This window comes from Actinorectispora metalli (assembly GCF_056323685.1).
In genome coordinates, this window is the sequence record NZ_JBREYE010000002.1 from 1,368,865 (window position 1) to 1,392,699 (window position 23,835).

17 protein-coding genes are annotated in these 23,835 nt (G+C 68.7%); 9 read left to right on the forward strand and 8 right to left on the reverse strand.

What is annotated here, in order from left to right; genetic code table 11:
• Positions 1-293: 293 nt before the first annotated feature.
• The gene (locus ACU6XJ_RS26715; RefSeq protein WP_476317442.1) at positions 294-1,130 is read left to right on the forward strand and encodes a PucR family transcriptional regulator; all 837 of its coding nucleotides are present in this window, start codon (positions 294-296) and stop codon (positions 1,128-1,130) included.
• A gap of 487 nt (positions 1,131-1,617) precedes the next feature.
• Here the strand turns inward: ACU6XJ_RS26715 and ACU6XJ_RS26720 are convergent, their stop codons facing one another.
• Entirely contained in the window at positions 1,618-2,802 is a 1,185-nt protein-coding gene (locus ACU6XJ_RS26720) for an ROK family protein (RefSeq protein WP_476317445.1), read from the reverse strand.
• 153 nt (positions 2,803-2,955) lie between these two features.
• Between ACU6XJ_RS26720 and zwf the strand changes: the two genes are divergently transcribed.
• The 4 genes from zwf to ACU6XJ_RS26740 all read left to right on the forward strand — a co-directional run bounded on the left by zwf (position 2,956) and on the right by ACU6XJ_RS26740 (position 8,882).
• On the forward strand, positions 2,956-4,434 hold the full coding sequence (zwf, locus tag ACU6XJ_RS26725; RefSeq protein ID WP_476317448.1) for a glucose-6-phosphate dehydrogenase: 1,479 nt from the start codon (positions 2,956-2,958) through the stop codon (positions 4,432-4,434).
• The gene (gene edd, locus ACU6XJ_RS26730; protein ID WP_476317451.1) at positions 4,431-6,245 is read left to right on the forward strand and encodes a phosphogluconate dehydratase; all 1,815 of its coding nucleotides are present in this window, start codon (positions 4,431-4,433) and stop codon (positions 6,243-6,245) included. Before zwf ends, edd begins: the two co-directional genes overlap by 4 nt.
• Positions 6,246-6,272: 27 nt before the next feature.
• Positions 6,273-6,887: a bifunctional 4-hydroxy-2-oxoglutarate aldolase/2-dehydro-3-deoxy-phosphogluconate aldolase gene (gene eda / locus ACU6XJ_RS26735; RefSeq protein ID WP_476317454.1), complete on the forward strand. Its 615-nt coding sequence runs from the start codon at positions 6,273-6,275 to the stop codon at positions 6,885-6,887.
• 189 nt (positions 6,888-7,076) lie between these two features.
• A complete protein-coding gene (locus ACU6XJ_RS26740) occupies positions 7,077-8,882 on the forward strand; it encodes a glycoside hydrolase family 3 protein (RefSeq protein ID WP_476317457.1) in 1,806 nt (601 codons plus the stop codon).
• Between the two features lie 52 nt (positions 8,883-8,934).
• Here ACU6XJ_RS26740 and ACU6XJ_RS26745 read toward each other — a convergent pair whose 3' ends face one another.
• The 5 genes from ACU6XJ_RS26745 to ACU6XJ_RS26765 form a co-directional block, all read right to left on the reverse strand.
• Positions 8,935-9,297, reverse strand: coding sequence for a hypothetical protein (locus ACU6XJ_RS26745; RefSeq protein ID WP_476317459.1), 363 nt, complete (start codon positions 9,295-9,297; stop codon positions 8,935-8,937).
• 255 nt (positions 9,298-9,552) lie between these two features.
• Entirely contained in the window at positions 9,553-10,254 is a 702-nt protein-coding gene (locus tag ACU6XJ_RS26750; protein ID WP_476317461.1) for an RraA family protein, read from the reverse strand.
• A 31-nt stretch (positions 10,255-10,285) separates the two neighbouring features.
• Entirely contained in the window at positions 10,286-12,667 is a 2,382-nt protein-coding gene (locus ACU6XJ_RS26755) for a hypothetical protein (protein ID WP_476317464.1), read from the reverse strand.
• A 6-nt stretch (positions 12,668-12,673) separates the two neighbouring features.
• Positions 12,674-15,514, reverse strand: a complete 2,841-nt coding sequence (locus ACU6XJ_RS26760) for a hypothetical protein (protein ID WP_476317467.1) — start codon at positions 15,512-15,514, stop codon at positions 12,674-12,676.
• A 344-nt stretch (positions 15,515-15,858) separates the two neighbouring features.
• Positions 15,859-16,038, reverse strand: coding sequence for a hypothetical protein (locus ACU6XJ_RS26765; RefSeq protein ID WP_476317470.1), 180 nt, complete (start codon positions 16,036-16,038; stop codon positions 15,859-15,861).
• Positions 16,039-16,528: 490 nt separating this feature from the next.
• Between ACU6XJ_RS26765 and ACU6XJ_RS26770 the strand changes: the two genes are divergently transcribed.
• A complete protein-coding gene (locus ACU6XJ_RS26770) occupies positions 16,529-16,714 on the forward strand; it encodes a hypothetical protein (RefSeq protein ID WP_476317473.1) in 186 nt (61 codons plus the stop codon).
• A 66-nt stretch (positions 16,715-16,780) separates the two neighbouring features.
• Positions 16,781-18,424 (forward strand): alpha-amylase family protein, encoded by a 1,644-nt coding sequence (locus ACU6XJ_RS26775; RefSeq protein ID WP_476317476.1) that lies wholly within the window; start codon positions 16,781-16,783, stop codon positions 18,422-18,424.
• On the opposite strand, the gene ACU6XJ_RS26780 is transcribed toward ACU6XJ_RS26775, so the two are convergent.
• Positions 18,402-20,033 (reverse strand): glycoside hydrolase family 13 protein, encoded by a 1,632-nt coding sequence (locus tag ACU6XJ_RS26780; protein WP_476317479.1) that lies wholly within the window; start codon positions 20,031-20,033, stop codon positions 18,402-18,404. The genes ACU6XJ_RS26775 and ACU6XJ_RS26780 overlap by 23 nt on opposite strands.
• A gap of 75 nt (positions 20,034-20,108) precedes the next feature.
• Between ACU6XJ_RS26780 and ACU6XJ_RS26785 the strand changes: the two genes are divergently transcribed.
• Positions 20,109-21,293 carry an erythromycin esterase family protein gene (locus ACU6XJ_RS26785; protein ID WP_476317482.1) on the forward strand — a complete coding sequence of 395 codons (1,185 nt, stop codon included), beginning with the start codon at positions 20,109-20,111 and terminating at the stop codon, positions 21,291-21,293.
• A gap of 34 nt (positions 21,294-21,327) precedes the next feature.
• On the opposite strand, the gene ACU6XJ_RS26790 is transcribed toward ACU6XJ_RS26785, so the two are convergent.
• On the reverse strand, positions 21,328-21,606 hold the full coding sequence (locus ACU6XJ_RS26790) for a hypothetical protein (RefSeq protein WP_476317485.1): 279 nt from the start codon (positions 21,604-21,606) through the stop codon (positions 21,328-21,330).
• Positions 21,607-22,000: 394 nt separating this feature from the next.
• On the opposite strand from ACU6XJ_RS26790, the gene ACU6XJ_RS26795 reads away from it, so the two are divergent.
• Complete coding sequence (locus ACU6XJ_RS26795; protein ID WP_476317488.1) at positions 22,001-23,767, forward strand: phospholipase D-like domain-containing protein; 1,767 nt, start codon at positions 22,001-22,003, stop codon at positions 23,765-23,767.
• Positions 23,768-23,835: the final 68 nt, after the last annotated feature.

Consider the following 23,835-nt stretch of genomic DNA (forward strand, 5'->3'; position numbering starts at 1 on the left):
CCCCCCCGCTGGTCGGTTCGGCCACGGCAAGGCGGGCCATCGGTGCGGTCACTGGGGTGCCCGGTGCGCATTTCCTGCGAATCTCGATCGGCGTGAACGGTTCAGCGTGAGCGACGGGTTGGTGCTGCCCGGCGGCATCTCCGAGAAACATGCGGAAGCAGCGCAAGGGGATCACCGGGACCGCGGGCCATCGGTTTGACAGAGGTTGACAGGACGGGTCGCGGGGCTGCTTCCGGCGGGTGACAGCACCTACCGTGGGCGGTCCCTGCGTGTGAAACCCGGCGAGGTCAGCTGTGCTCGAGAACGCCGCCTCCCTGCCCGATGACACCCTGGCGACGGTGCGTCAGGCGATTGCCAGCCTCAACGCCGTACTGGCGCCCATACCCCCTCGTCGCGAAGCCGGGGAGGCCGCGCTGGTTCGGATGCTGCTCGGCGAGGATGAGCCCGGGCGGTTACGGGCGGCGCGTCGGCTCGCCGACAGCCATCCCCGGCTGGGGGCGACGCCTGTGGTGGCGTTGGTGGTGGCCGGGATTTCGCTGGAAAGGGGCCAATTCTCCGGATTGGCCCTCGAATTGGCACCGGATGCCGTGGAATTGGCCTGCCCGAGCGTGATCGTGCAGACCTGGGCCGACACCTGCCCACGGATGCTCGCCGAGCGGTGGACGGACTCGCCGGAGGTGGTCGTCGGCATCGGGGAGCCGCGGCGGCGGCTGCACAGCGTGCGGGAAAGCTACCGGGAAGCCTTGGCCGCGGCGAGGATCGGGGCCAGGTTGCCGGAGTCGGGTCGGGTCGTGCGGTGGCAGGAGTTGGGGATCTACCGGATGTTCGCCGACCTCCCGGCCGCGACGCTGGCCACCGCGAGCGTGCACCCCGAGTTGGAGCGGCTGTTCGGCGACCAGGCCAACCAGTCGCTGCTGCGTACGCTGGAGACCTATCTGGACCTCGCGGGAAATGTGCCTGCCGCGGCCGAGCGGCTGCATCTGCATCGGGCGTCGCTGTACTACCGGCTGCGTCGGATCGAGCGGCTGGCCGGCGCCGACCTCAAGGACGGCAGCCAGCGGCTCTGCCTGCATCTGGCGCTGAAGCTGGGTCGCCTCACCGGCCGGTATCCCCGGCGCTCACCGGATTGAGGCGTCCAGCGCCGCACTGCCGTCCTCACACATCGACCGCAGGTGTTCCCGGTTCGATGGGTTCGAACCGTCCCCCTTGGCGGAGAGGGAGAGGGGGGAGGGAAGCCCTTGCCGGCAGGCGGTCGCCCGGTTGTTGCATCCCGTCCACAACTGATTCGGCGAACTGCGACGGCGGCCGGCTGCTGATGCCGGTACTCGTCGCGGACGGTGAATGCGCTCAAACAGATCGCGCGGCGGTCTTCCCCGAAGTGCGGATCGACGCGGGAGGCCAAGCGCAGCTGCTCCTGGAACGACTGCTCGACAACAGGTTCTGCACTACGGCCCGATCCTCCTGTCGCTCACTCGTCCTTCTTCACGTCGTGCTTGGCGCTCACCGGACTGAACGGTTCAGCGCAGGAAGAGTCGTCCAGGCACCGACCGTGCCTGCGCCACCGGCTCACAACCGGTTCGGCGACCGGCAGCGGCGTCGTGGGCATCGGCCGGGCGCTCAGGGGTGTTGCTGGGCGATGGTGGCGTCCACCGAACGGGGGGACAGGATGTCGTCCAGGACCATCACGGCGCAGGCCGAGACCGCGGCGGTATCGTCGGAGAGGGCGGGTTCGATGAGCAGGCTGCGGGTGGCCATGGCGTTGGCGCGCTGGTAGATCAGCTCTCGCATGCCCGCCATCAGGGGGTCGTGCGCTTGGGCGAGGTCACCGCCGACGATGATCAGCGCCGGGTTGAGCAGGTTCACCGCCGCGGCCACGACCTCCCCGATCCGGCGGCCCGCCTCGCGGACCAGGCGCAGCGCCTCGGGGTCGCCCGCGCGGACCAGTTCGGCGACGGCCTTGGCGTCGGGGGCCGGGCGGCCGAGGTCGGTCAGCGTGCGGGCGAGTGCCCAGCCGCCCGCGACCGCTTCCAGGCAGCCGGTGTTGCCGCAGCGGCAGACCACCTCGGACGCCGCCAGCTTGATGTGGCCGATCTCGCCGGAGGCGCCCAGTGCGCCACGTTGCAGGCGGCCGCCCGCGATGATGCCCGCGCCGATTCCGGTTGAGGCCTTGACGACCAGGACGTCGTCGACGCCGGGATGGCGGCGGTGTTCGGACAGCGCGAGCACGTTGACGTCGTTGTCGACCATGACCGGGACCGGGAAGCGACGGGTGAAGAACTCCGGCACCGCGATGTTCTCCCAATCCGGGTGCAGCGGCGGCTGGACGCCCCGGCCGGTGCGGACGTCCACCGCCTCGGGCACGCTGACGCCGATGCCGCGGACCTTCGCGTCGGCGTGGCCGGTGTCGGCGAGCAGGGTGTCCAGGTGTTTGACGGCCGAGGTCATGACGGCGCCGGGGCCGTCGTGGAAGTCGACGGTCAGATCGGTTTCGGCGAGCACCGCGCCGTGCAGGTCACAGACGGCCAGTTGGGCGCGGCTGGCGCCGATCGCGGCGGCCAGCACGATGCCGCCCTCGGCATTGAAGTCCAGGCGCATGGGCGGGCGGCCGCCGGTCGACTCGGCCTCGGCCCGCTCCACCACCAAGCCCTGGTCGAGAAGCTGGGTCAACCGCAGCGAGACGGCGGTGCGGGACAGCCCGGTGAGGCGGCCGATGTCGGCTCTTGTGGTCGCATCGCCGTTCCTGATCAGCCGAAACACCTCACCGGCCGATGCGACCGGCGTCCATGACGGTCGTCTCGCCAACCCGTTCACCTGAATTTCACTCGGTTATGACTCGTTCATGCACCATACCGTTGTGCTTATGTTTTTAAAGTACCTAAGTTTGCTTGATAGAGTGACGAAGTATCTCTAACGTGGTACTTGACGAAGCAGAACTGGTCTATAAGGAGACGCCCCATGCCGGTCGCGCCACTGGTCGCGCCCTGCGACATCGTTGTTTTCGGCGGCACCGGGGACCTGGCGAGGCGCAAGCTGCTGCCCGCCCTCTACCTGCGCGATCGGGACGGCCAGCTCACACCGGACTCGCGGATCATCGCCGTCTCACGGGCGGGTCTTGACGACGCGGGCTACCGCGACAAGGTGACGTCCGAGCTGCTGGACTTCGTGCCCGCGGACACCATCACCCCCGAGGCGACCGACCGTTTCCTGGCGCGGCTGCACCACGTGACGATCGACGTGGCCGAACCCAACAGCTGGTCGGAACTCACCGCACTGCTCGACGCGCCGGGCAAGGTGCGGGTGTTCTACCTGTCCACCGCGCCCCGGCTGTTCGGGCCGATCTGCGCTGGGCTGCAAAGCAACGGGCTGGTCACCGAGGAGTCGCGGGTCGTACTGGAGAAGCCGATCGGCCACGACCTCGAATCCGCACGGCGCATCAACGACCAGGTCGGCGAGGTGTTCACCGAGCAGCAGATCTTCCGCATCGACCACTACCTCGGCAAGGAAACGGTGCAGAACCTGCTGGTGCTGCGCTTCGCCAACGCCCTGCTGGAGCCACTGTGGAACTCCAGTCAGATCGACCACGTGCAGATCACCGTGAGCGAGTCGATCGGCGCGGGCGGCCGGGCGGGCTACTACGACACCGCGGGCGCGCTGCGGGACATGGTGCAGAACCACCTGCTCCAATTGCTGTGCCTGGTCGCGATGGAGCCACCCAACCAGCTTGGCCGGGAGGCCGTCCGCGACGAGAAGCTCAAGGTGCTCCAGGCGCTGCGCCCGATGACCGGCGGCGAGGTCCGCGGCCGCGTGGTGCGCGGGCAGTACGTCGCCGGGCTGGTCGGCGGCAAGCCGGTACCCGGCTACCGCGACGAGCTTGAGGGCCACGTCAGCCATACCGAGACGTTCGTGGCGCTCAAGGCAGAGATCCAGAACTGGCGGTGGGCCGGGGTGCCGTTCTACCTGCGCAGCGGAAAGCGGCTGGACCGGCACGCATCCGAGATCGTGGTGCAGTTCCGGCAGGTGCCGCACTCGATCTTCCCCGGCATCGGCGATTCCTCGATCGCCCCCAACCGGCTGGTGTTGCGGCTCCAGCCCGATGAGGGCGTGCGGCTGCACCTGGTCACCAAGGAGCCGGGGCCCGGTGGCGTGCGGCTGCGGCAGGTGCCGTTGAACCTGAGCTTCGCCGAGACCTTCGGCGCCCGGCTGCCCGACGCCTACGAGCGGCTGCTGATGGACGTGGTGCGCGGCAACCCCACCCTGTTCATGCGCCGCGACGAGGTGGAGGCCGCCTGGGAGTGGACCGAGCCGATCCTCGCCGCCTGGGCCGAGTCCGGCCTTGTCCCTCAACGTTATGCGGCGGGCACCAGCGGTCCCACCGCCGCCACCGCACTGATCGAACGCGACGGCCGAACCTGGCACGAGGAGGAGCTTCCGTGACCCTGCACCCCACGATCGCCGCGGTGACCGAACGGATCACCGCGCGGAGTGTGGAACACCGGTTCGACTACCTGGCGCGCATCCGCGCCGCCGCGGCCACCGGCCCCGCCCGGGGCTCGCTTGGCTGCGCCAACCTCGCCCACGGCGTCGCCGCCTGCGCGCCCGGCGACAAGCTGATCCTCGGCGCCGCGGTCAAGCCCAACGTGGCGATCGTGTCGGCCTACAACGACATGCTCTCTGCCCACCAGCCCTTCGAGGACTTCCCCCGCCTGCTGAAGAGGGCGGTCGGCGAGGCGGGCGGGGTCGCGCAGTTCGCGGGCGGCGTGCCCGCCATGTGCGATGGCATCACCCAGGGCCGCGCGGGCATGGAGCTGTCGCTGTTCAGCCGCGATCTGATCGCCATGTCCACCGCGGTCGCGCTCTCCCACGACATGTTCGATGCCGCGCTGCTGCTGGGCGTTTGCGACAAGATCGTGCCGGGGCTGGTGATCGGCGCGTTGTCCTTCGGGCACCTGCCGGTCATCCTGGTGCCCGCCGGGCCGATGACCTCCGGGCTGCCCAACGCCGAGAAGGCCCGCGTGCGTCAGCTGCACGCCGAGGGCCGGATCGGGCGGGACGAACTGCTGGCCGCCGAGTCCGCCTCCTACCACGGGCCCGGTACCTGCACCTTCTACGGCACCGCGAACTCCAATCAGCTGTTGATGGAGGTCATGGGCCTGCACCTGCCCGGCGCCAGCTTCGTCAACCCCGGCACCCCGCTGCGGCAGGCGCTGACCGATGCCGCGGGCCGCCGCGTCGTGGGCCTCACCGCGCTGGGCGGCGAGTACACCCCGATCGGCGAGCTTGTCGACGAACGCGCTGTCGTCAACGGCGTGGTCGCGCTGCTGGCCACCGGCGGGTCCACCAACCACACCCTGCACCTGGTGGCGATGGCCGCGGCGGCCGGGATCACGGTGACCTGGCAGGACTTCGCTGAGCTGTCCGAGGTGGTGCCGCTACTCACCCGGATCTACCCCAACGGCACCGCGGACGTGAACCACTTCCACGCCGCGGGCGGCATGGCGTTCCTCATCGGCGATCTGGTCGACGCGGGCCTGCTGCACGGCGACGCCCGCACTGTCGGCGGCGGCACCCTGGAGAACTACCGCACCGAGCCCGCGCTGGACGGCGACCGTCTCGTGTGGAGGGACGGCCCGCGGGAGAGCCTGGACAAGGACGTGCTGCGCGGCACCGCCGATCCGTTCTCGCTCACCGGTGGTCTGCGGCTGCTCACCGGGAACCTGGGGCAGGCGGTCATCAAGACCTCCGCCGTCAAGCCCGAGCACCGGACCGTGCGTGCCCCGGCCAGGGTGTTCGACGACCAAGCCGAGTTCCTGACCGCGTTCCGCGCGGGCGAGCTGAACCAGGACTTCGTCGCGGTGCTGCGTCACCAGGGACCCAGGGCCAACGGCATGCCGGAGTTGCACAAGCTCACCCCCGCGCTGGGCTCGTTGCAGGACAGGGGCTTCGCGGTCGCGATCGTCACGGACGGCCGGATGTCCGGCGCTTCCGGGAAGGTGCCCGCCGCCATCCACCTCACCCCCGAGGCCGCCGCGGGCGGACCGCTGGCCCGCGTCCGCGATGGCGACCCACTGGAACTCGATGCCGAGACTGGCACCCTGCGCGTCCTGGTGGACGACGCCGAATTCGCCGCTCGCCCTGTCGAGGCCCCCAGCCTGTCCCCGCAAACCGGCACCGGCCGCGAGCTGTTCGCCTCGTTCCGGCACGCCGTCGGCCCCGCCGACCGCGGCGCCAGCGTTTTCTCGTCCTGACCCGGCCCTGATGGAGAGGACCCGCAAGTGACCAGTCCGTTGGACGTCTCCCCCGTCATCCCGGTGGTTGTGCTGTCGGAGGTCGAGCACGCCGTCCCGCTGGCGGGGGCGCTGCGAGACGGTGGGGTGCGGATCATCGAGATCACGTTGCGCACGGCCGCCGCGCTGGGCGGCGTCGAGCGGATCGCGGCGCAGCTGCCCGATGTACTCGTCGGGCTGGGCACGATCACCTCGGCGGAGCAGGTGACACAGGCCGTGGATGCGGGTGCACGATTCCTGGTGAGCCCGGGGTGCACACCGTCGTTGCTGGACGCGATGCAGGACAGTGGACTGCCGTTCCTGGCGGGGGTGTCCACCCTGTCGGAAATGCTGGGACTTCTCGAGCGCGGAATCACCGAGGCGAAGTTCTTCCCCGCCGAGGCGGTCGGCGGGGCGGCGTTCCTCAAGGCCGCCCACGGGCCGCTCCCCCAGCTCAGGTTCTGCCCGACCGGCGGCATCACGCAGGCGACCGCGCAGAAGTACCTGGCACTGCCCAACGTCGGCTGCGTCGGCGGCTCCTGGCTCACCCCTGCGGACGCGATGGCAGCCGAGGACTGGGCTCGCATCGCCGGACTGGCAGCAGAGGCGGCCAAGCTCGGCTGACCGCCAGGAGGTGCGTCTCGGCGGACCTGATCCGAGCGGCGCCTGCGCCACGGTCGCGGCGCCAAGACGGCGGTTCGCCGTTCGGCCGCGGAAGGTCTAGGCCATCTCAGTGAAGATGTTTGTTGTGGGTCGAAACAAAACCTAACGTGGGTCCGGCGTTTTGTCCCTTCGCTCCCACGGAGGCCCTGCATGACGTTTCCACCGATTCGACTCGCGGCGCTGGGCATCACCCTGGTCACGGTGCTCGCGACCGTTGTGCCCGCAGAGGCGCACCGCCCGACTGTGAAGGACCGCGTCGAGCAGTTGCTGGCGCGGATGTCCCTTGAGGACAAGGTCGGGCAGATGACCCAGGCCGAGCGCAGCGCGGTGGCGGCCAACCCGGCCGATATCGCCACCTACCGGCTGGGTTCCCTGCTTTCCGGCGGCGGCAGCGCACCCAACCCGAACACCCCGCAGTCCTGGGCGGACATGTACGACGGCTTCCAGCGCGCCGCGCTGACCAGTCCGCTGAAGATCCCGCTGATCTACGGCATCGACGCCGTGCACGGCCACAACAACGTGCACGGCGCGACGATCTTCCCGCACAACATCGGACTCGGCGCCACCCGCGATCCCGCGCTGGTGCGACGCATCGGCGGGGCGGTGGCCAAGGAGATCGCGGGCACCGGCATCGACTGGGACTTCGCGCCGTGCCTGTGCGTGGCCCGCAACGACCGGTGGGGGCGCACCTACGAGTCGTTCGGCGAGGTCCCGGAGTTGGCGAGCGCGATGAGCGGCATCGTGACCGGGCTGCAGGGCAAGGCGCTGGACCGCCCGGCCTCGGTGCTGGCCACCGCCAAGCACTATGTGGGCGACGGCGGCACCACGGGCGGCAAGGACCAGGGCGACACGCAGGTCGACGAGGGCGAGTTGCGGGCGATCCACCTCCCGCCGTTCAAGTCCGCGATCGAACGCGGCGTCGGGTCGGTGATGATCTCCTACAGCAGTTGGAACGCGGTCAAACTGCACAGCCACCGCTACCTGATCACCGACGTGCTCAAGGGCGAACTGGGCTTCACCGGGTTCGTGGTCTCCGACTGGCAGGGCATCGACAAGATCGACGGCCAGGAGGGCTTCACGCCCGAGGAGGTCCGCACCGCGATCAACGCGGGCATCGACATGGTGATGGTGCCGTACGACTACCGGAAGTTCATCGCCATCCTGCTCGACGAGGTGCGCTCCGGCCGGGTCCCGATGTCCCGCATCGACGACGCCAACCGCCGCATCCTGACCAAGAAATTCCAGCTCGGCCTGTTCGAGCGGCCCTTCACCGACCGGTCATTCACCGCGACCATCGGCTCCGCCGAGCACCGAGCGCTGGCCCGGCAGGCGGTCCGCGAGTCTCAAGTGCTGCTGAAGAACGACGGCCGGGTGCTGCCGCTGTCCAAGACGGGCAAGATCTTCGTGGCTGGCAAGTCCGCCGACGACATCGGCAACCAGAGCGGCGGCTGGACCATCTCCTGGCAGGGTTCCAGCGGACCGATCACGCCCGGCACCACGATCTTGCAGGGCATGCGGGCGCTCAACCCGAACATCACCTACGAGCGCGGCGGCAACGGCATGGACGCAAGCTACGACGTGGCGGTGGCGGTGATCGGCGAGAAGCCCTACGCCGAGTACGAGGGCGACCGGCCCGGCGAGATGGGCCTGGACGCCGAGGACCTGGCCACGCTGGCGAAGGTGAAGGCGGCGGGCAAACCGGTCGTGGTGGTGCTGGTGTCCGGCAGGCCGCTGGACATCGCCGCCCAGTTGCCGGAGTGGAACGCACTGCTCGCGGCCTGGCTGCCGGGCACCGAGGGCCAGGGCGTCGCCGACGTCCTCTTCGGCGACACCCGACCGACCGGCAAGCTGCCGGTCACGTGGATGCGGTCGGCGACCCAACAACCCATCAACACCGGCGACGGCAAGGCCGCGTTGTTCCCGTTCGGCCACGGCCTCACCTACGGCAGGCGCTGAGCAAGCGGTGCCCCTGCGCGATCGCGCAGGGGCACCCACTCAAGGCCGTGCGTCAGACGCGGTCGGCTTCCTTTTCGGCGACCGTGAACGACATGACGCGAATGTCCTTCTGGTTGGGAACGGCGAGCCCGCCATTCTCATTTTCGTTCTCGTTCTCGTTCTCGCCTTCCTCGTTCTCGTTCTCCTCGCCCTCTTCGTGGCAGTTCGGCGTGGCGAAGAGGGTGGCGTCGCCGCCATCGACGGAGGACTTGCCCGCGGGCACCAGGGCAGGTGACTTCACCTTGTAGCACTCATCGGCCTTCAGGCCGGTGAAGGTGAACGTAGTGGGAGTGGGGCCCTCCACCGCGGTGAAGGTCAGGGTGATCCCCTCGGCATGGGCGGCGCCCGCGGCCGCGGGCAGAACCGCCGCAGTCACGGCGAGTGCGGCCAATACGGAACGAAAACGATTTCGCATTTGAGACGGCTCACTTCCCGGCTTTTCCGCTCGCGACAACACCATCGCGACCCAAGCGGACAAACCGCCTACCAGGAATAGCCGCCGAATTCGGGCCAGGCCAGACCGCGGGAAACCCTTTACCCGTCGGTGAGGCGAGACCACGCCGACGCCACATAGCGCTAAGTCTCGACCACGCTCCAGTCAACTTGTTGCTGCGCCACGCAATGAGCAGTGTTACTCCTCGATCGCCCCGCCCACCGCCCGCAGGTGCTCGCGGAAGGTCAGGTCCGGGTTTTCCCGGCGCGCGGCGAGAAAGTCGTCGAATCGCACCTGGCTCCGCAGTGGCTCACCGCCGCGGATCCGGTCCGCCTGCCGCCGCTCGGTGTCCCGGATCGACTCCGCCAGCGCCACGACCTCGCCGACGCGGTCGGCAGGCACGAACACCACGCCGTCGTCATCGCCGAACACCACGTCTTCCCGACCTACCGTCCACTCCCCCACCGCGGCCCGCTCCAAGGCGCCATCGGGCCGAACGTCGAGGCTGAGCGGACCGGTGGGAATCGAGCCGAGGCTGAACACCGGCAGCCCGATCGCCCGGATGTCCGCGGTGTCCCGGTGGAGCCCCCAGATCACGACACCCGACAGCCCCGCCGCCCGCGCCTCCAGCGCCACCAGATCCCCGACACAGCTCTCATCCCGACGCCCTCCGTTGTCCACCACCAACACGTCACCGGCTTCGGCACCCTCGAAGGCCTCCAGGAAGACGTCCACGCTGCCCACATGCCGAGCGGGCACGACCCGACCTGCCACCCGACCACCGGGCTCCACCGCCCGCAGCGAAACACACCGCACCGGCACCTGAGCCCGAATGCACCCATCGGCGATGTGCGCCGTGGTCAACGCGGAGAACCGCCGCGACAGCTCGTCGTGATCCACCCAACCCACTCCTTCGTGAGATCCCGGACCATCATGGCGGGGACGGCCGTGGTGCCGCGGTCAGGTAGCGGCTGACCAACTCCCCCTCCACGTACAGGTCAACGCGTCGCCAGCGCGGCCATTCCCGCTCGGTGGGGCCGTCCTTGGACCGCCGGAACGCTTCGAGCGAGGGGTACTTCTCCGGATCGGGCAGCCCGCCACCGGTGACCGGGATGCCCGAGATGATGAGCTGGCCTTCCGCCTTGGCGGGGTACTCGCCGTGCGAGACGCCGAGGGAGGGCGGACGGTGGCTGAACGCTCCCAGCGCGTCGGCCATCGCCTGCGCCGCTGCTCTCACCCGGTCCTCGGCGAGCTGGTCGTTCAGCGGCTCCCGCCCCTCCGGCGAGGTGAAGCCGAGCAGCATCGGGGCGGGCCCCTCCGCGTCGAGCACGGCCCTGATCTCGGCCAGGTCCCGTTCGAAGCGCATCCGCCCGGTGCTGTCGCCGGGCTCGTCCGCGTCGAGGTTGGCCGAGTAGTACTGGAACATCGCCGACGCCCTGGCATCCAGCGACTTCTTCTCGTCCGCGAACTCCGGGCGGGTCGCGCCGCGATACGGCTTGTCGCGAAGCTGGTCCAGCGTCGCGATGACCCCGACGCTCATGCCGATGCGGAAGCCGGTCAGCTCGTAGGACTGCGGCACGAAGTCCTCCCACCAGCTCTTCACCAGCAGGTTGCCCCAGTTGGACGGCGGTTTGAGCAGCGAGAGACCGTCCTTGTCCACGATCGCGGTCATCCAGCCGTGGTCGGGAACACGCAACTGCCACAGCGAGCTGTCGACGAGGCTGGACGAGATGATGTTGCCCGCCTTGACCTTGCCGATGACCGTGGAGGCGACGGTGAGCAGCGAGCCGCCGAAGTCCACCGGCGATTCGAGGTCGAGCTCGGAGCGGAAATCGACGCTGCCAAGGTCGAGGTTCTTGGTCTTGAACGGCTCGCGCTTGGTCGCCGCCTGCACCTCCTCCAGCGTCATCTCCTTGATGTCGATGTGCTTTTCCCGCGCGACATCCTTGAGCTTGGGCTTGGTCTCGAAGCCGTGCTCGATCGACAGGCCCGCGTCCATCCTGCCGAGGACCGCCCACATCCCGGTGAACGCCTTCTTCCAGGCCACCTGCTCCGGCGGCTCGGTCTCGGGCCTGCCGTACTTGTCGTAGATCCGCTCGCCCTTGTCGTTGAGCTTGAACCTGAGCTTGAACTTCTCGATGTCCACCTTCGCGAGGAAGACGCCGAGCCTGGCCGCCAGCACCGTGTGCTGCTTCCCGACATCGTGGAAGGTCAACCGGTACAGAAACGTCGCCTCGGCGCCGACCCCCAGCGCGCGGATGGCCTCCTGCACCCGCTGGGTCGGCATGGCGGTCTCATGTGCCTTGTCGGCGAACTTGACCTCATCGGCCAGCACCTCGTGCAGCCACTGGTAGTAGGTGCGGCTCGTGCCGCCGAGGTCCAGCACGTGCGTGTGCCCGTACATCGCCATCACGCCCAGCAGCCGGGTCCGCCACGGCTCCTCCAGCCCGAACTGGAGCAGCTTGGCGATGCGGGCGCGGGTCGCCGTCCTGCGCTGGTCCTCGCCACGGTCCAGTTCCCGCTTCCACGCCTCCAGTTCGACGTCGAGGCGCGGCTTGACGAGCACCGCGTCCGGGCCGACGCGCTCACTGGTGAGCAGCGAGAGCCGTTCCGTCTCGACACCGGTCGGGACCGGACGGCTCTGGTCGATGAGCACCTGGGTGCGCAGCGGTTCCGGCAGTTTGCCGATCAGCCGCCGTGGCCACCGCACCACGGAGGAGACCCACCTCAGCCGCAGGGTGGGGCCACCGCGCTCGAAGTTCAGCAGCAGCCGGGGCTGCCGTCCGGGGACGTACTGGAGGAAGCCCTGCCCGCGGAACCCTTTCACCAGCTCGGGCCCGTCCGCAAGCCACGGGTCCAGTGGGTTGAACCGGTCGGTGGCGGCCGCATCCAGCGGGTTGGGCGGCCCCGGCCGCGACTCGGCGATGAACCAGCCGACCGGGATCAGGCCCACCTTCTCGACCAGGTTGGCCCCGCTGCGGTCCACCGCGAAGGCCCGCGCCACGCCGTGCGTCCAGTCCGTTCGGCCCCGCACCGGCACCGACCGGAACCCGGCCAGTCCGGTGGGCGGGCGGCTGAACCAGATCGCCAGCGCGCCGCCGACCTGGTTGATCTGCACCAGCAGTGGGCACACCGGGTTGTCCCGGTCACCGTCGGCCTCCCAGAACCCGGTCAGGTCGGGCAGGAACCGGCGGTTGCGCGGCGGGGCTGGCACCCTCGGCGATGGGGTCGCCGAGGGTGCCGTCACCAACCGCGGCAGCGGCCGAGCGGGCGTGGCAGGCGGCTCGATGCGTGGTGGCTGGATGGGTGCCATCGCCGGTCAGACCTGCTGGCCGGTCTTGGGGTCGTACTTGACCTCGACCACGGCGACCTGGTCGGTGGGCAGCACCTCGATCCACTGGTCGAAGACCTCGTAGCCGTCCTCGCTCTCGGCCTTGAAGCCCTTGTCCAGCGGGTCGAAGCCCTTCTCGTACACCATGTCGGGGCGCAGGTAGTTCAGCGTGACGCCCGGCTCCAGCCGTTCGGAGACGACCTCTTGGCCGTCGGCGTGCTTGGCGGTCACGGTGATCGCCACGTAGCGCAGCACGTCCCGGATGGTCAGCTGGGACGGGTCGAGGGTGCGGTAGCGGGTCACCAGCGCCGGATCGGTCCACGGATACTCGCGCAGCCTCTTGAGGATCTGGGCGTTCTCCCCCGCCGACGCGGGCTGGTAGAGGTCGTCCAACCCGTCGGAGCCCTCGATGCTGGGGTCGGACAGCCACTTCAGCGCGGCCAGCTCCTTGCCGGGGCGGATGGGCACCACGGCCTTGACCCAGGGCGCGTTGAGGAAGGCGTTGCGCTGGTGGTCGCCGTCGAGCTGCATCAGCCAGCCCAGCGAGGAACCCATCCGGGCGGGCGCGGAGTCGGCGGTGATGAAGTAGTTGTCCCTGCGCTGCATGTCCTCGTTGCTCGCCCAGCCGACCGTGTGCCGGTCGAGGCTGGTCGGGCTGTTGCGGATCACGCGCTCCACGGCCATTTTCATGGCGGGGTCGCGCACCGGGATGCCGCCCGGGGTCTCCAGCTTGGGGTTGCCGAGCCGGTCCAGTTCCGGGGCGAAGCTCGGATGGGCCTCGTGCAGGCGCGGCCGCCACCACTCCGGCGCGACGAAGTACAGCATCGCCTCCACGTCGAAGATCGAGCTGATCAGCTCCGAAAGCTTGTGCAGCACCACCGGCTGCGTCGGGGTGCGGCCGTTGACCGTCATCAGCTGCTCCAGCAGCCTTCGGTAGACCACGACCCGCTCCTCCTCGCGGAGCACGTCGTAGTCCCGCACCTGGATCTTGCTCGCCGCGGCGACCCGCTCGGCGGCGGCCTTGAGGTAGGCCTCGCGCTGCTTCTGGTCCAGTTCGAGGTCGCGCTTGGCCGCCAACAGCTTGTTCTGGTCGGCGATCTGCTTGAGCTTGTCCGCGGTGGGCCGGTAGGTCACCGGAACGGTGAACGCGAACAGCTCGTTCCTCTTGCCGTGCGCGTCGTAGATGTAGACCGACAGCGCGGGCTGCCTCGGCTCCGGAACGCCTTCTGGCGCCTCCTCCTTCTTCCGGTTCAGCTTGAGCTTCACCGTGGCGGCCTCCGCCGTCCACCGCGGCTCGCCGACCTTCAGCGGCTCGTAGCCGTCCCTCGGGCTCAGCTCGACGTCGGCGATCCAAAGGCCGAGCCCCGAGCCGCCCACCGGGCGGATGTAGCCGCTGAAGGGATAGCCGAAGCGGACGTTGACGTCCTCGGTGTACTCCTCCGGCACCGGCAGCTCGTTGGCGGGCGCGACCGCGGTGGCGTCCGGCGGCGCGGCGATGTGCACCAGCTTGGACAGGCCCAGCGCGGCGCCCGCGTCGTCGACGAAGGACTGCCAGCAGAGCTGGGTGCCCAGGTCCTGCACCTGCACCCCGACCCTGCGCATCTTGCGGCGCAGCTCGTAGTTGAGCAGTTTGTCGGTGGTGTTCTGCAGGACGTACCGGCGGCTGGTCGAGTCGGTGGTCTCGGTGACGGTGCGGAACGTGGTCTTGAAGCTGCGCTTGATCTCGGTGCTGATCCGCTCGCTCTGCTGGCGCATCTGCTTGTGCGCCTGTTCCCTGGCCTGCTTCTGGGTGTTGCTCAGGTCCATGGTCGCGGTCTCGTTGGCGTCGCCCCAGACCCAGCGCTGGTTGGAGGACACCGAGAAGCCCAGCTTGGTGCTCTGCTCGTTCTCCTGCTTGATCGCGGTGGAGACCTCGTCCTCGACGCTGCTCTCGCGTTCCCGCTGCTCGGTGATCTCCTGGCTCTCCTCCACGGTGCGCTCGACCAGGGTGCGCCGCGTGGTGGCTTCGATCAGCTCGACGGTGCCGCCGGGGCTGAGCCAGACGTGCTGGACCGGCGGGCCGAGGAAGGTGTCGAACTCGAAGAAGTACTGGCGGAACAGGTGCACGATGCCGATCGGCGAGAGACTGACCCGGTTGACCGCCTCCGCCCGGTTGAGGTTCGCCAGCGGGTCCAGCATCTGCTGGATGCCGCGGTACTGCTGGGCGTCCACCACCGGTTGGGCGGGCGGGGTGAACAGATCGGCCAGCGTCGGCATCAGGTTCTGCTCGGCGAGGTAGTTGAGCAGACCCGCGACCAGGGATTCCTTGGCCGCCATGGTCGTGATCAGCACTTGGCGCTTGGCACCGTCCGGTTCGACCGCCGCGGCGCGGGTGAACAACTCCGGCGCGACCTGGGTGGCCAGCACGGCGTCCAGGTTCTCCCGCTTCAGCATCGGCAGCCAGGTCGCCGGGTCGCGCAGGTCCTTGTTCTTGACCTGCGCGTGGACCAGGTCGGCGAGCACCGAGACGATCAGGGGGCTGTACGGCTTGAGGACCGGCGTGCTGCCCGTCTTCAGCACCAGCGAGTCGGCCGCGGCGGCCTCCAAGGTCTCCGCCGCCTCGCCCGCCAGGTGAATGCCGCCGTCGCCCTTCACATAGGTGGCCTGCGGGGCGACAACCTGGGACACCGTGGCGAGCAAGGCGTCGTCGGCGCGTTGCAGGCCTTCGATGAACCGAGCCACCGTGCGCTGCGAACGCCAGCCCAGTAACGGCTGGATCAGACCGAAGGACTCGCTGGCGTAGGGCAGCGTGTATTTGAACTTCTCGAGGTTGGGTGGTCTGTTGGTCATGCTGATCCGGCCCCCGTCGTGCCTGTGGGGCGGCGCTCCCGTGCCGCCGTGAACGGCTGGCCGAGCGCCCGCCGCACCGCGATGTCTACCGTCGCGGTGTTGTCCGTTCCCGGAACACCGCGACGGACAAACAACCGCCGTACATCAGCGGACCTCCTCTGCCCCTTGCCCTAGCGCCGTCAGGCGCTTCAGCCACCTCCACACATTCGGCTCGGCGGACCGATTGTTTTCATTCATCACTGAAGCCATTGTTTGCACGAAATAATGGGGTGAAAGAAGACGCGGCGGGGCCGGACAGGGCGACCCCGCCGCGTCAGTGAACTCAGCAGACCCGAACGGTCGCCTCAGAAGACGAGTTCACAGTCGACGGTCACGTCGAAGGTGTTCTGGCAGCGGTCATCGGCGCCCGCTCCCCCGTTGGCGGTGTCGGTGGTGGCGCCGCCCGCGTCCAGCAACACGTCCTCACCCGCGCCGAGGCAGGCCACGTCGTTCCCCGCGAGACCCAGCACCATCGTCGCCCGCAAGAGTGACGAACACGTCCCGGCCCGCGGTACCGACCAGTACATCGTCCCCCGCGCCGCCGACCTGCGTGGCGGTCAGCCGTTGCAGGTCTCCGGCGCCGCGTGGGCATATGTCGGCACTGCCATTCCACCGAAAGCCAGCGCGATTGTTCCCGCCAATCGAGCAGCCTTGACAATTCTTTTCACTATTACCTCCCACATCGATTTTTTCCGCCGACGTGGGCATGCTGTCGGGTGCGCGTCCCGCAGGGAAGCGCTTGCGGCATCCACGGATCGTCCAGGTCTGGCCAGGTCCAGGACGAGGGGATCAGTCTAGGTATGCTTGGCCGGACAATGCTGCGCCTGCCGTGTGAAATTCGGTAACGGCGAAGCCACGACAATACAATTCAATTCCTGGCATTGCGCCTCCGGGCCAAATCACCCGGAGGGGGTTGTTGAGGTGGCAGGCGAAGTGGGTATACGCCAGGGTGGTTCGACTGCGAAGGGAGACCTCATGTCGGCTGTGCGCCGTCAGACCTGGATCTGGGGTGCCGCCGCTGGCGGCTTCATCCTGTTCATCCTCGGCCTGGTTTTCGACCAGGGCTGGCTGATCGGGTTCGGGATCGTCGCGCTGGTCTGCGTGCTGCTCGCGTGGACGCTGACCCTCCGACGCCCCGAGGAGAACGAAACGTTCGGCTGAAGCCGGTTTTGTCCAAACCGGATCGGGCTACCTCCCAGGCGGGAGCGCCGATTCGGGAGTTGACGCATGGCAGACCGCTGGTATCGCAACACGGTGATCTACTCGCTCGACATCTCGGCCTTCCAAGACTCCGACGATGACGGGCTCGGCGATATCCGCGGTCTGGTCAGCAGGCTGGACTACCTCTCCCGGCTGGGCGTCGGCACCATCTGGCTGGGGCCGGTGCACCCCTCGCCGCGGCAGGACGGCGGGTACGACGTCACCGACTACTACTCGATCGACCCCAAGTTCGGCAGCCTCGGCGACTTCTCCGAGTTGCTCAACGAAGCCGACGAGCGGGGCCTGCGGATCATGTTGGACCTGGTGGTCAACCACACCAGCGACCAGCACCCGTGGTTCCGCTCCGCCCGCAAGAGCAGGCACTCGCCCTACCGCGACTGGTACGTCTGGTCCGACACCGAACCCGCCGACCGCTGGGCGGGCAGTGTGTTTCCCGGGGTGGAGAAGGAGACCTGGACCTTCGACAAGAAGGCCGACGCCTGGTACCGGCACCGTTTCTACCGCTTCCAACCCGAGCTCAATACCGACAACCCCGAGGTGCGCGAGGAGATCCGCAAGATCATCGGGTTCTGGATGCGACTGGGTGTCGCGGGCTTCCGGATCGACGCCGCCCCGTTCCTGATCGAGACGCACGATCCCGATGATGAGGAGATCAAGCACGATTTCGGGCTGCTGCGGGAGATCCGCGAAACCCTGTCCTGGCGACGCGCGGACGCGGTGCTGCTGGCTGAGGCCAACGTCGAGAACGGTGAACTGCTGGAGTACTTCGGGGAGGCCGACGGCGAGGCCAGCCGGGTGATGATGGTCTTCGCGTTCCGCCTGAACCAAGCCATCATGCTGGCGCTGGCCAGGCAGGACGCCACTCCCATCCGCGACATCCTGCACCAGCTTCCGGAACTGCCGCGGCACGCGCAGTGGGCGACGTTCCTGCGCAACCACGACGAGGTGGATCTCGGGCGGCTGACCGAGGAGGAACGCGCCGACGTCTTCGCCGAGTTCGGCCCAGAACCCGAAATGCAGCTGTACGACAGGGGAATCCGCCGCCGGATGGCCACCATGCTGGGCGGCGACCGCAAGCGCATCGAGATGGCCTACAGCCTGCAGCTGACCATGCCCGGCACCCCGGTGCTGCGCTACGGCGACGAGATCGGCATGGGCGAGGACCTGTCGCTGCCCGAGCGGGAGGCGATCCGCACGGTCATGCAGTGGTCCAATACCCGCAACGCGGGGTTCTCCCGCGCACCCGAAGGCAGCCTCACGGCGCCGCCGATCGCCGAGGGCCCCTACGGGTTCCCCGCGGTCAACGTCACCGACCAGCGCCTAGATCCACACAGCCTGCTCACCTGGTTCGAGCGCATCCTGCACACCCGCCGCGAATGCGAGGAGATCGGCACCGGCGAGCACACGATCATCACCGGCGACAACCCACAGGTGCTGATGCACACCGCGAACAGCGACCGCGGCAGCATCCTGTTCCTGCACAACCTCGGCACCCAGCCCTGCGTCTGCTCACCGGGCAAGGCACTGGCCGCGGACAGCACCCCGCTCAACCTCGCGGGCGACTCCGACTACGGCAATGAGGTCGACCTGGACGACCTGAAGCTCAACGGGTACGGCTACCGCTGGATCAGGCTGCACCGCTCGCCCTGAACCAGACCGCGGCGTCCTCCGGCAGCGCGCCGTCCTCCAGTGCGGCGCTGGCCAACAGCACCTCCGCGCCCGCAGGCAGCGGGAACGGCGTGGCGGCGAAGTTCACCGCGCAGCACAGGTCCGGTTCACGGGCGAACAGCAACACCTCCGGCGGGCTGTCCAGCCACCTCATCGTGCCGTCGCCGAACGCCGGGTGTTCGCGGCGCAGCCGCAGCGCGGAGCGGTACAGCTCGAGCATGGAACGCGGGTCGCCGGTCTGCACCTGCGCCGTGTAGTCCTTCCACTCGGCGGGCTGCGGCAGCCACGGGCGGCTGCCGTCGGGTCCGTAGCCGAACGGCGGTTCCTCCCCGGACCACGGGATCGGCACCCGACAGCCGTCGCGGCCCCGCACGGTCCGCCCGGAGCGCTCCCAGGTCGGGTCTTGGAGCAGTTCGACCGGCAGGTCCTCGACCTCCCACAGGCCAAGCTCCTCGCCCTGGTACACATACGCCCCGCCGGGCAGCGCGAACATCAGCAGCGCCGCCGCCCTGGCCCGCCGCAGACCGCACTCCAGGTCCACCGGCTCCGGCAATTCGCTGCGCGGACCGTGGCCGCTGGTGTGCTCGTCCCGGCCGTAGCGGGTGACATGCCTGGTCACGTCGTGGTTGGACAGCACCCAGGTGGCGGGAGCGCCAACGCCATGCAGTGCCTCGATGCTGGTGTCGATGACCTGCCGCAGCCGCTCGGGGTGCCATGAGCAGCGCAGGAAGTCGAAGTTGAACGCGGTATGCAGTTCGTCGGCGCGCACGTAGCGGGCCAGCCTGCTCGGCTTGGCCACCCACGCCTCGGCAACGAAGATCCGCTCCCCCGGGTAGCCGTCGACCACTCGCCGCCATTCGCGGTAGACCTCGTGCACCTCATCGCGGTCCCAGTGCGGGTGGTCGGCACGGCTGGGCGGCTCCATCACGTCCTCGTGGTGGGCGCCGATATCGGGCAGGGCGGGGTCCTTGAGCAAGCCGTGCGCCACGTCGATGCGGAAGCCGTCCACGCCGCGGTCCAGCCAGAACCGCAGGATGTCCAGGAACTCCGCCCGCACCTCGGGGTGCTGCCAGTTCAGGTCGGGCTGCTCGGGCGCGAACAGGTGCAGGTACCACTGGCCGTCGGCCACCCGCGTCCACGCGGGCCCGCCGAACACGCTGCACCAGTCGTTCGGCGGCTCCTCCCCCGCCTGTCCACGGCCCGGCCGGAAGATGTACCGCTCGCGCTCCGGAGCGCCCGGTCCCGCCTCGAGCGCACGCTGGAACCAGGCGTGCCGGTCGGAGGTGTGGTTGGGCACCAGGTCGATGATCACCCGCAGGTCGCAGCGGTGTGCCTCGGCGATGAACTCCTCGGCTGCGGCGAGGGTGCCGAACTCGGGCTGGATGGCCCGGTAGTCGGAGACGTCGTAGCCGCCGTCGGCCATCGGCGATGGATACCAGGGGGTGATCCAGACCGCGTCCACGCCGAGTGCCCGCAGGTACGGCAGCCGGGACCGGATGCCCTGGATGTCGCCGGTGCCGTCACCATCGGAATCGGCGAAGCTGCGGATGTAGACCTGGAAGATCACCGCGCTGCGCCACCACGAAGTCATGTTCTTGACGTAACCATGTCCGGCCGCGGCAAAACCAGCGCAAGTACCCGACCGGCGAGCGGGTATTCCCCGGTCATGGACCTCACGCCGCTGCTGGAGACCATCGGATCGGCCCGATACGTGCTGCTGGGCGAGGCGACCCACGGCACCGCGGAGTTTTACCGGCACCGGGCCGCCATCACCCGCCGCCTGATCGAGGAACGCGGCTTCTCCTTCGTCGCGGTGGAGGGCGACTGGCCGGACTGCGAGGCGGTGAACCGGGCTGTGACGGCCGGTGTCGAGGACCCGCGGGAGGCGCTGCTGCGCTTCGACCGCTGGCCGCGGTGGATGTGGGCCAACGAGGAGGTCGCCGAGTTCGCCCGGTGGCTGCGTGAGCACAACCGCGGCGGGCTCGGCCGCCCGGTCGGCTTTCACGGCCTCGACGTGTACAGCCTGTGGGATTCGCTGCGCGCGGTGCTGGAATACCTTCGGACGCGTGCCCCGCAACACCTGGACACGGCGCTGGACGCCTACCTGTGCTTCCAGCCCTACGACCGCGACCCGCAGAACTACGCGATGGCGACCCGGCTGGTGCCGCAGGGCTGCGAGCGGGAGGTCGTCGACCTGCTCACCGCGATGCTGGGCGAGGACTTCGACGCCGTGCAGAACGCCGAGGCGGTGGCGGGCGCGGAGCGCTACTACCGGGCGATGATGCAGGGCGGCCCGGAGTCCTGGAACATCCGCGACCACCACATGGCCGACACCCTCGACCGGCTGGTGGAGCACTACGGCCCGGAAGCCAGGGCGGTGGTCTGGGCGCACAACACCCATATCGGCGATGCCCGCGCGACCGATATGGCCGCGGCCGGGATGGTCAACCTCGGCCAGTTGATGCGGGAACGCCATTCCGGTGACGGCGTGGTGTGCGTCGGTTTCGGCAGCTACCAGGGCACGGTCACCGCGGCGCCGTACTGGGGCGGCCCCGTGTGGGAGATGGAACTGCCGCCTGCCCGCCCGGGCAGCCTGGAGGCCGCGTTGCACGAGGCGGCGCCCGACACCGACACCCTGTACGTGCGGCTTGAGGACACGCGGGTGGTGGGCCACCGCGCCGTCGGCGTGGTCTACAACCCCGACGCCGAGCGGCGCGGCAACTACGTGCCGACGGTGCCCGCCCGCCGTTATCACGCCTTCGTGCACTGCGACCGCACCACGGCGTTGACGCCGCTGCACGCGGTGGAGGAACCCGCCGCCGAGTTGGAGACCTTCCCGAGCGGGCTTTAGCGGCGCCGTAGGCGCTCCTCGTCGGCGGAACCGCTCAGACCAGGCGGAGCCGCAGTTCCTCGAGGAAGTCGGGATCGGATTCCCGAACCACACCCAGGTCGATGTCATGCGGAAGCGCGGCGTTGGGCTCGCGGTCCAGCAGGTACTTGACACCCTCCCTGGCGATGCGGTCCTCCTCCCGACCAGGCAGATTCAGCTCGTCGACGAGTTCCTCGGTGAGGACCACCCGGTGGTGGGTCGTCTGGTCACCCTCGACCACCTCCGCGGCGAACTCGCCGTTCGACATTTCCCGCACCAGGATTTCCTCGCGCACAGCACCTCTCCCCTTCCGTCCGGCAATCCGACTGCGGCATACCCGGCGGGTGGAAGGAGAAACCGGTGAGTACTCATTCCGAATACTAGATACTGGCCGCAATGGTCAATTACTGTGCGTAATTATCGAAAGACCGTACTGAGGGATGGACCGGTTTTGCCCTGGGGGACATACTGAATTCGCCCTTCCTTGGTTATGTCTTCACCTTCCCGGCCGATCACGCTCTCCCTCGGAGCTGCCCGGCGGCCAGGTCGCGGGGAATTGCCGGATTCCCCGCGACCATGGCGTCTCACCGGTATCACATTTCGAGACAGTCTTTGCTGCATTCCGGGGAATACCCTGCCTACCGGCCTCGATACGCCGCTACCGTCGGAAGACGGGGAGGCGGTGCCAAATGAGGTTCCGGTCAAGGGAGGCAGCCGCGGGCCGGGTGTTCGCGGTGAGCGGGGTCAACACGGTGTCGTTCGCGATTCTTGTCGCGGACGAACTCAAACCCGGATTGCTGGGTTTCGCGGTCGAGCGAATGGACGCGGCGACGGGCCGCGGCGGTTTCATGTCCGGATTCAAGGTGTTCAAGTCGGTGGTACCGGAACCGAAGTCCGGTCCCGCGGTGAGCACCCTGGACCATCCGGTGCAGAGCTTCGTGTGGGACGACTTCACCGCGAAGCCCGACCACGAATACGTCTACCGGTTCCACCCGCTGACCGGCGTGCCCGGTGACCTCAAGCGCGCAGGCCGCCCGCTCTCGGTGAAGGTCCGCACCGAGCCGCTGTTCACCACCGGCGAGCACGATGTGTTCTTCAACCGCGGCGTCGCCAGCAGTCAAGCCTACGAGCGCAAGTTCGGCACCAAGCGCATCGCCGACCTGCCGCCGGAGAAGCGGGAGCAGGCCCTGGCCTGGCTGAGTCGCGACCTCGACGACGCGATGCTGAAGTTTATCGGCGACTGCCTGCCGGGCGACCAACTGCTGGGCTGCTTCTACGAGTTCCGCTACCCGCCGGTCGCCGAGGCGCTCAAGCAGGCCGTGGACCGCGGCGTCGACGTGCGGCTCATCGTGGACGGCAAGGTCAACCAGTTCACCGACAAGGACGGCGTCTTCCACCCCAGCTTCCCGCGCGAGGAGAACCTCAAGCTCGTCGCGGCTGCCGGTCTGACCGCCAACGTGACCCTGCGCCAGGCACGCAAGTCCAATATCCAGCACAACAAGTTCATGGTGCGGGTCATCGGCGGGGAACCGCTCGAGGTGTGGACGGGCTCCACCAACCTCTCCCTCGGCGGCATCCACGGCCAGACCAACGTGGGGCACTGGGTCCGGGACACCGCGACGGCCTCGCTCTACGCGAAGTATTGGGAGCTACTGGCCGAGGACCCCGGCGGGCTGGCAGGCGACGCGAACCCGGAGAAGACCCGCAAGAACCGGGCGCTCCGCGAGGCCGTGCTCGCGCTGTCCCCGGTGCCCGCGGACCTGGCGGGCATCCCCGTCGGCATCACGACCGCGTTCAGCCCCCGCCCGGACGCGACGGTGCTGGACTCCTACGCGCGGCTGCTGGACTCGGCACAAGACCAGGCGTGCATCACGCTGGCATTCGGCATCAACCCGGTGTTCAAGGACCTGCTCAAGGACAACACCGACGCGAACCACCTGGTGTTCATGCTGCTGGAGAAGGAAGACCGCCCGAACCGGCGCGGCACGGCGCCGTTCATCCGGGTCAACGCCGCGAACAACGTCTACAAGGCGTGGGGCTCGTTCCTCCAGGACCCGGTGTACCAGTGGGTGCGGGAGACCAACGCCAAACAGCTCCAGCTCAACACCCACGTCGCCTACATCCACTCCAAGTTCATGCTGGTGGACCCGCTGTCGGCCGATCCGATCGTGGTCACCGGGTCGGCCAACTTCAGCGCGGCGTCCACCAAGGAGAACGACGAGAACATGCTGCTCATCCGCGGTTCGCTGCGGGTGGCCGACATCTACCTCACCGAGTTCAACCGGCTGTTCAACCACTACTACTACCGCAGCGTCACCGAGCAGCTTCGGCACCGGCGCCAGGCCAACCAGCCCAGTCTGTTCCTGACCGAGGACGACAGCTGGCAGCAGCGCTACGCCCCCGGCACCTTCCGCGCCAAACGCCTGCGGCTGTTCGCGAACATGGCGGGCTTCTAAGGGGAATTCCACACCGACCTGGTCCACTGTGGACAGGCCGGGTTGTGCCTATGCTGAGTTTGGCCGCC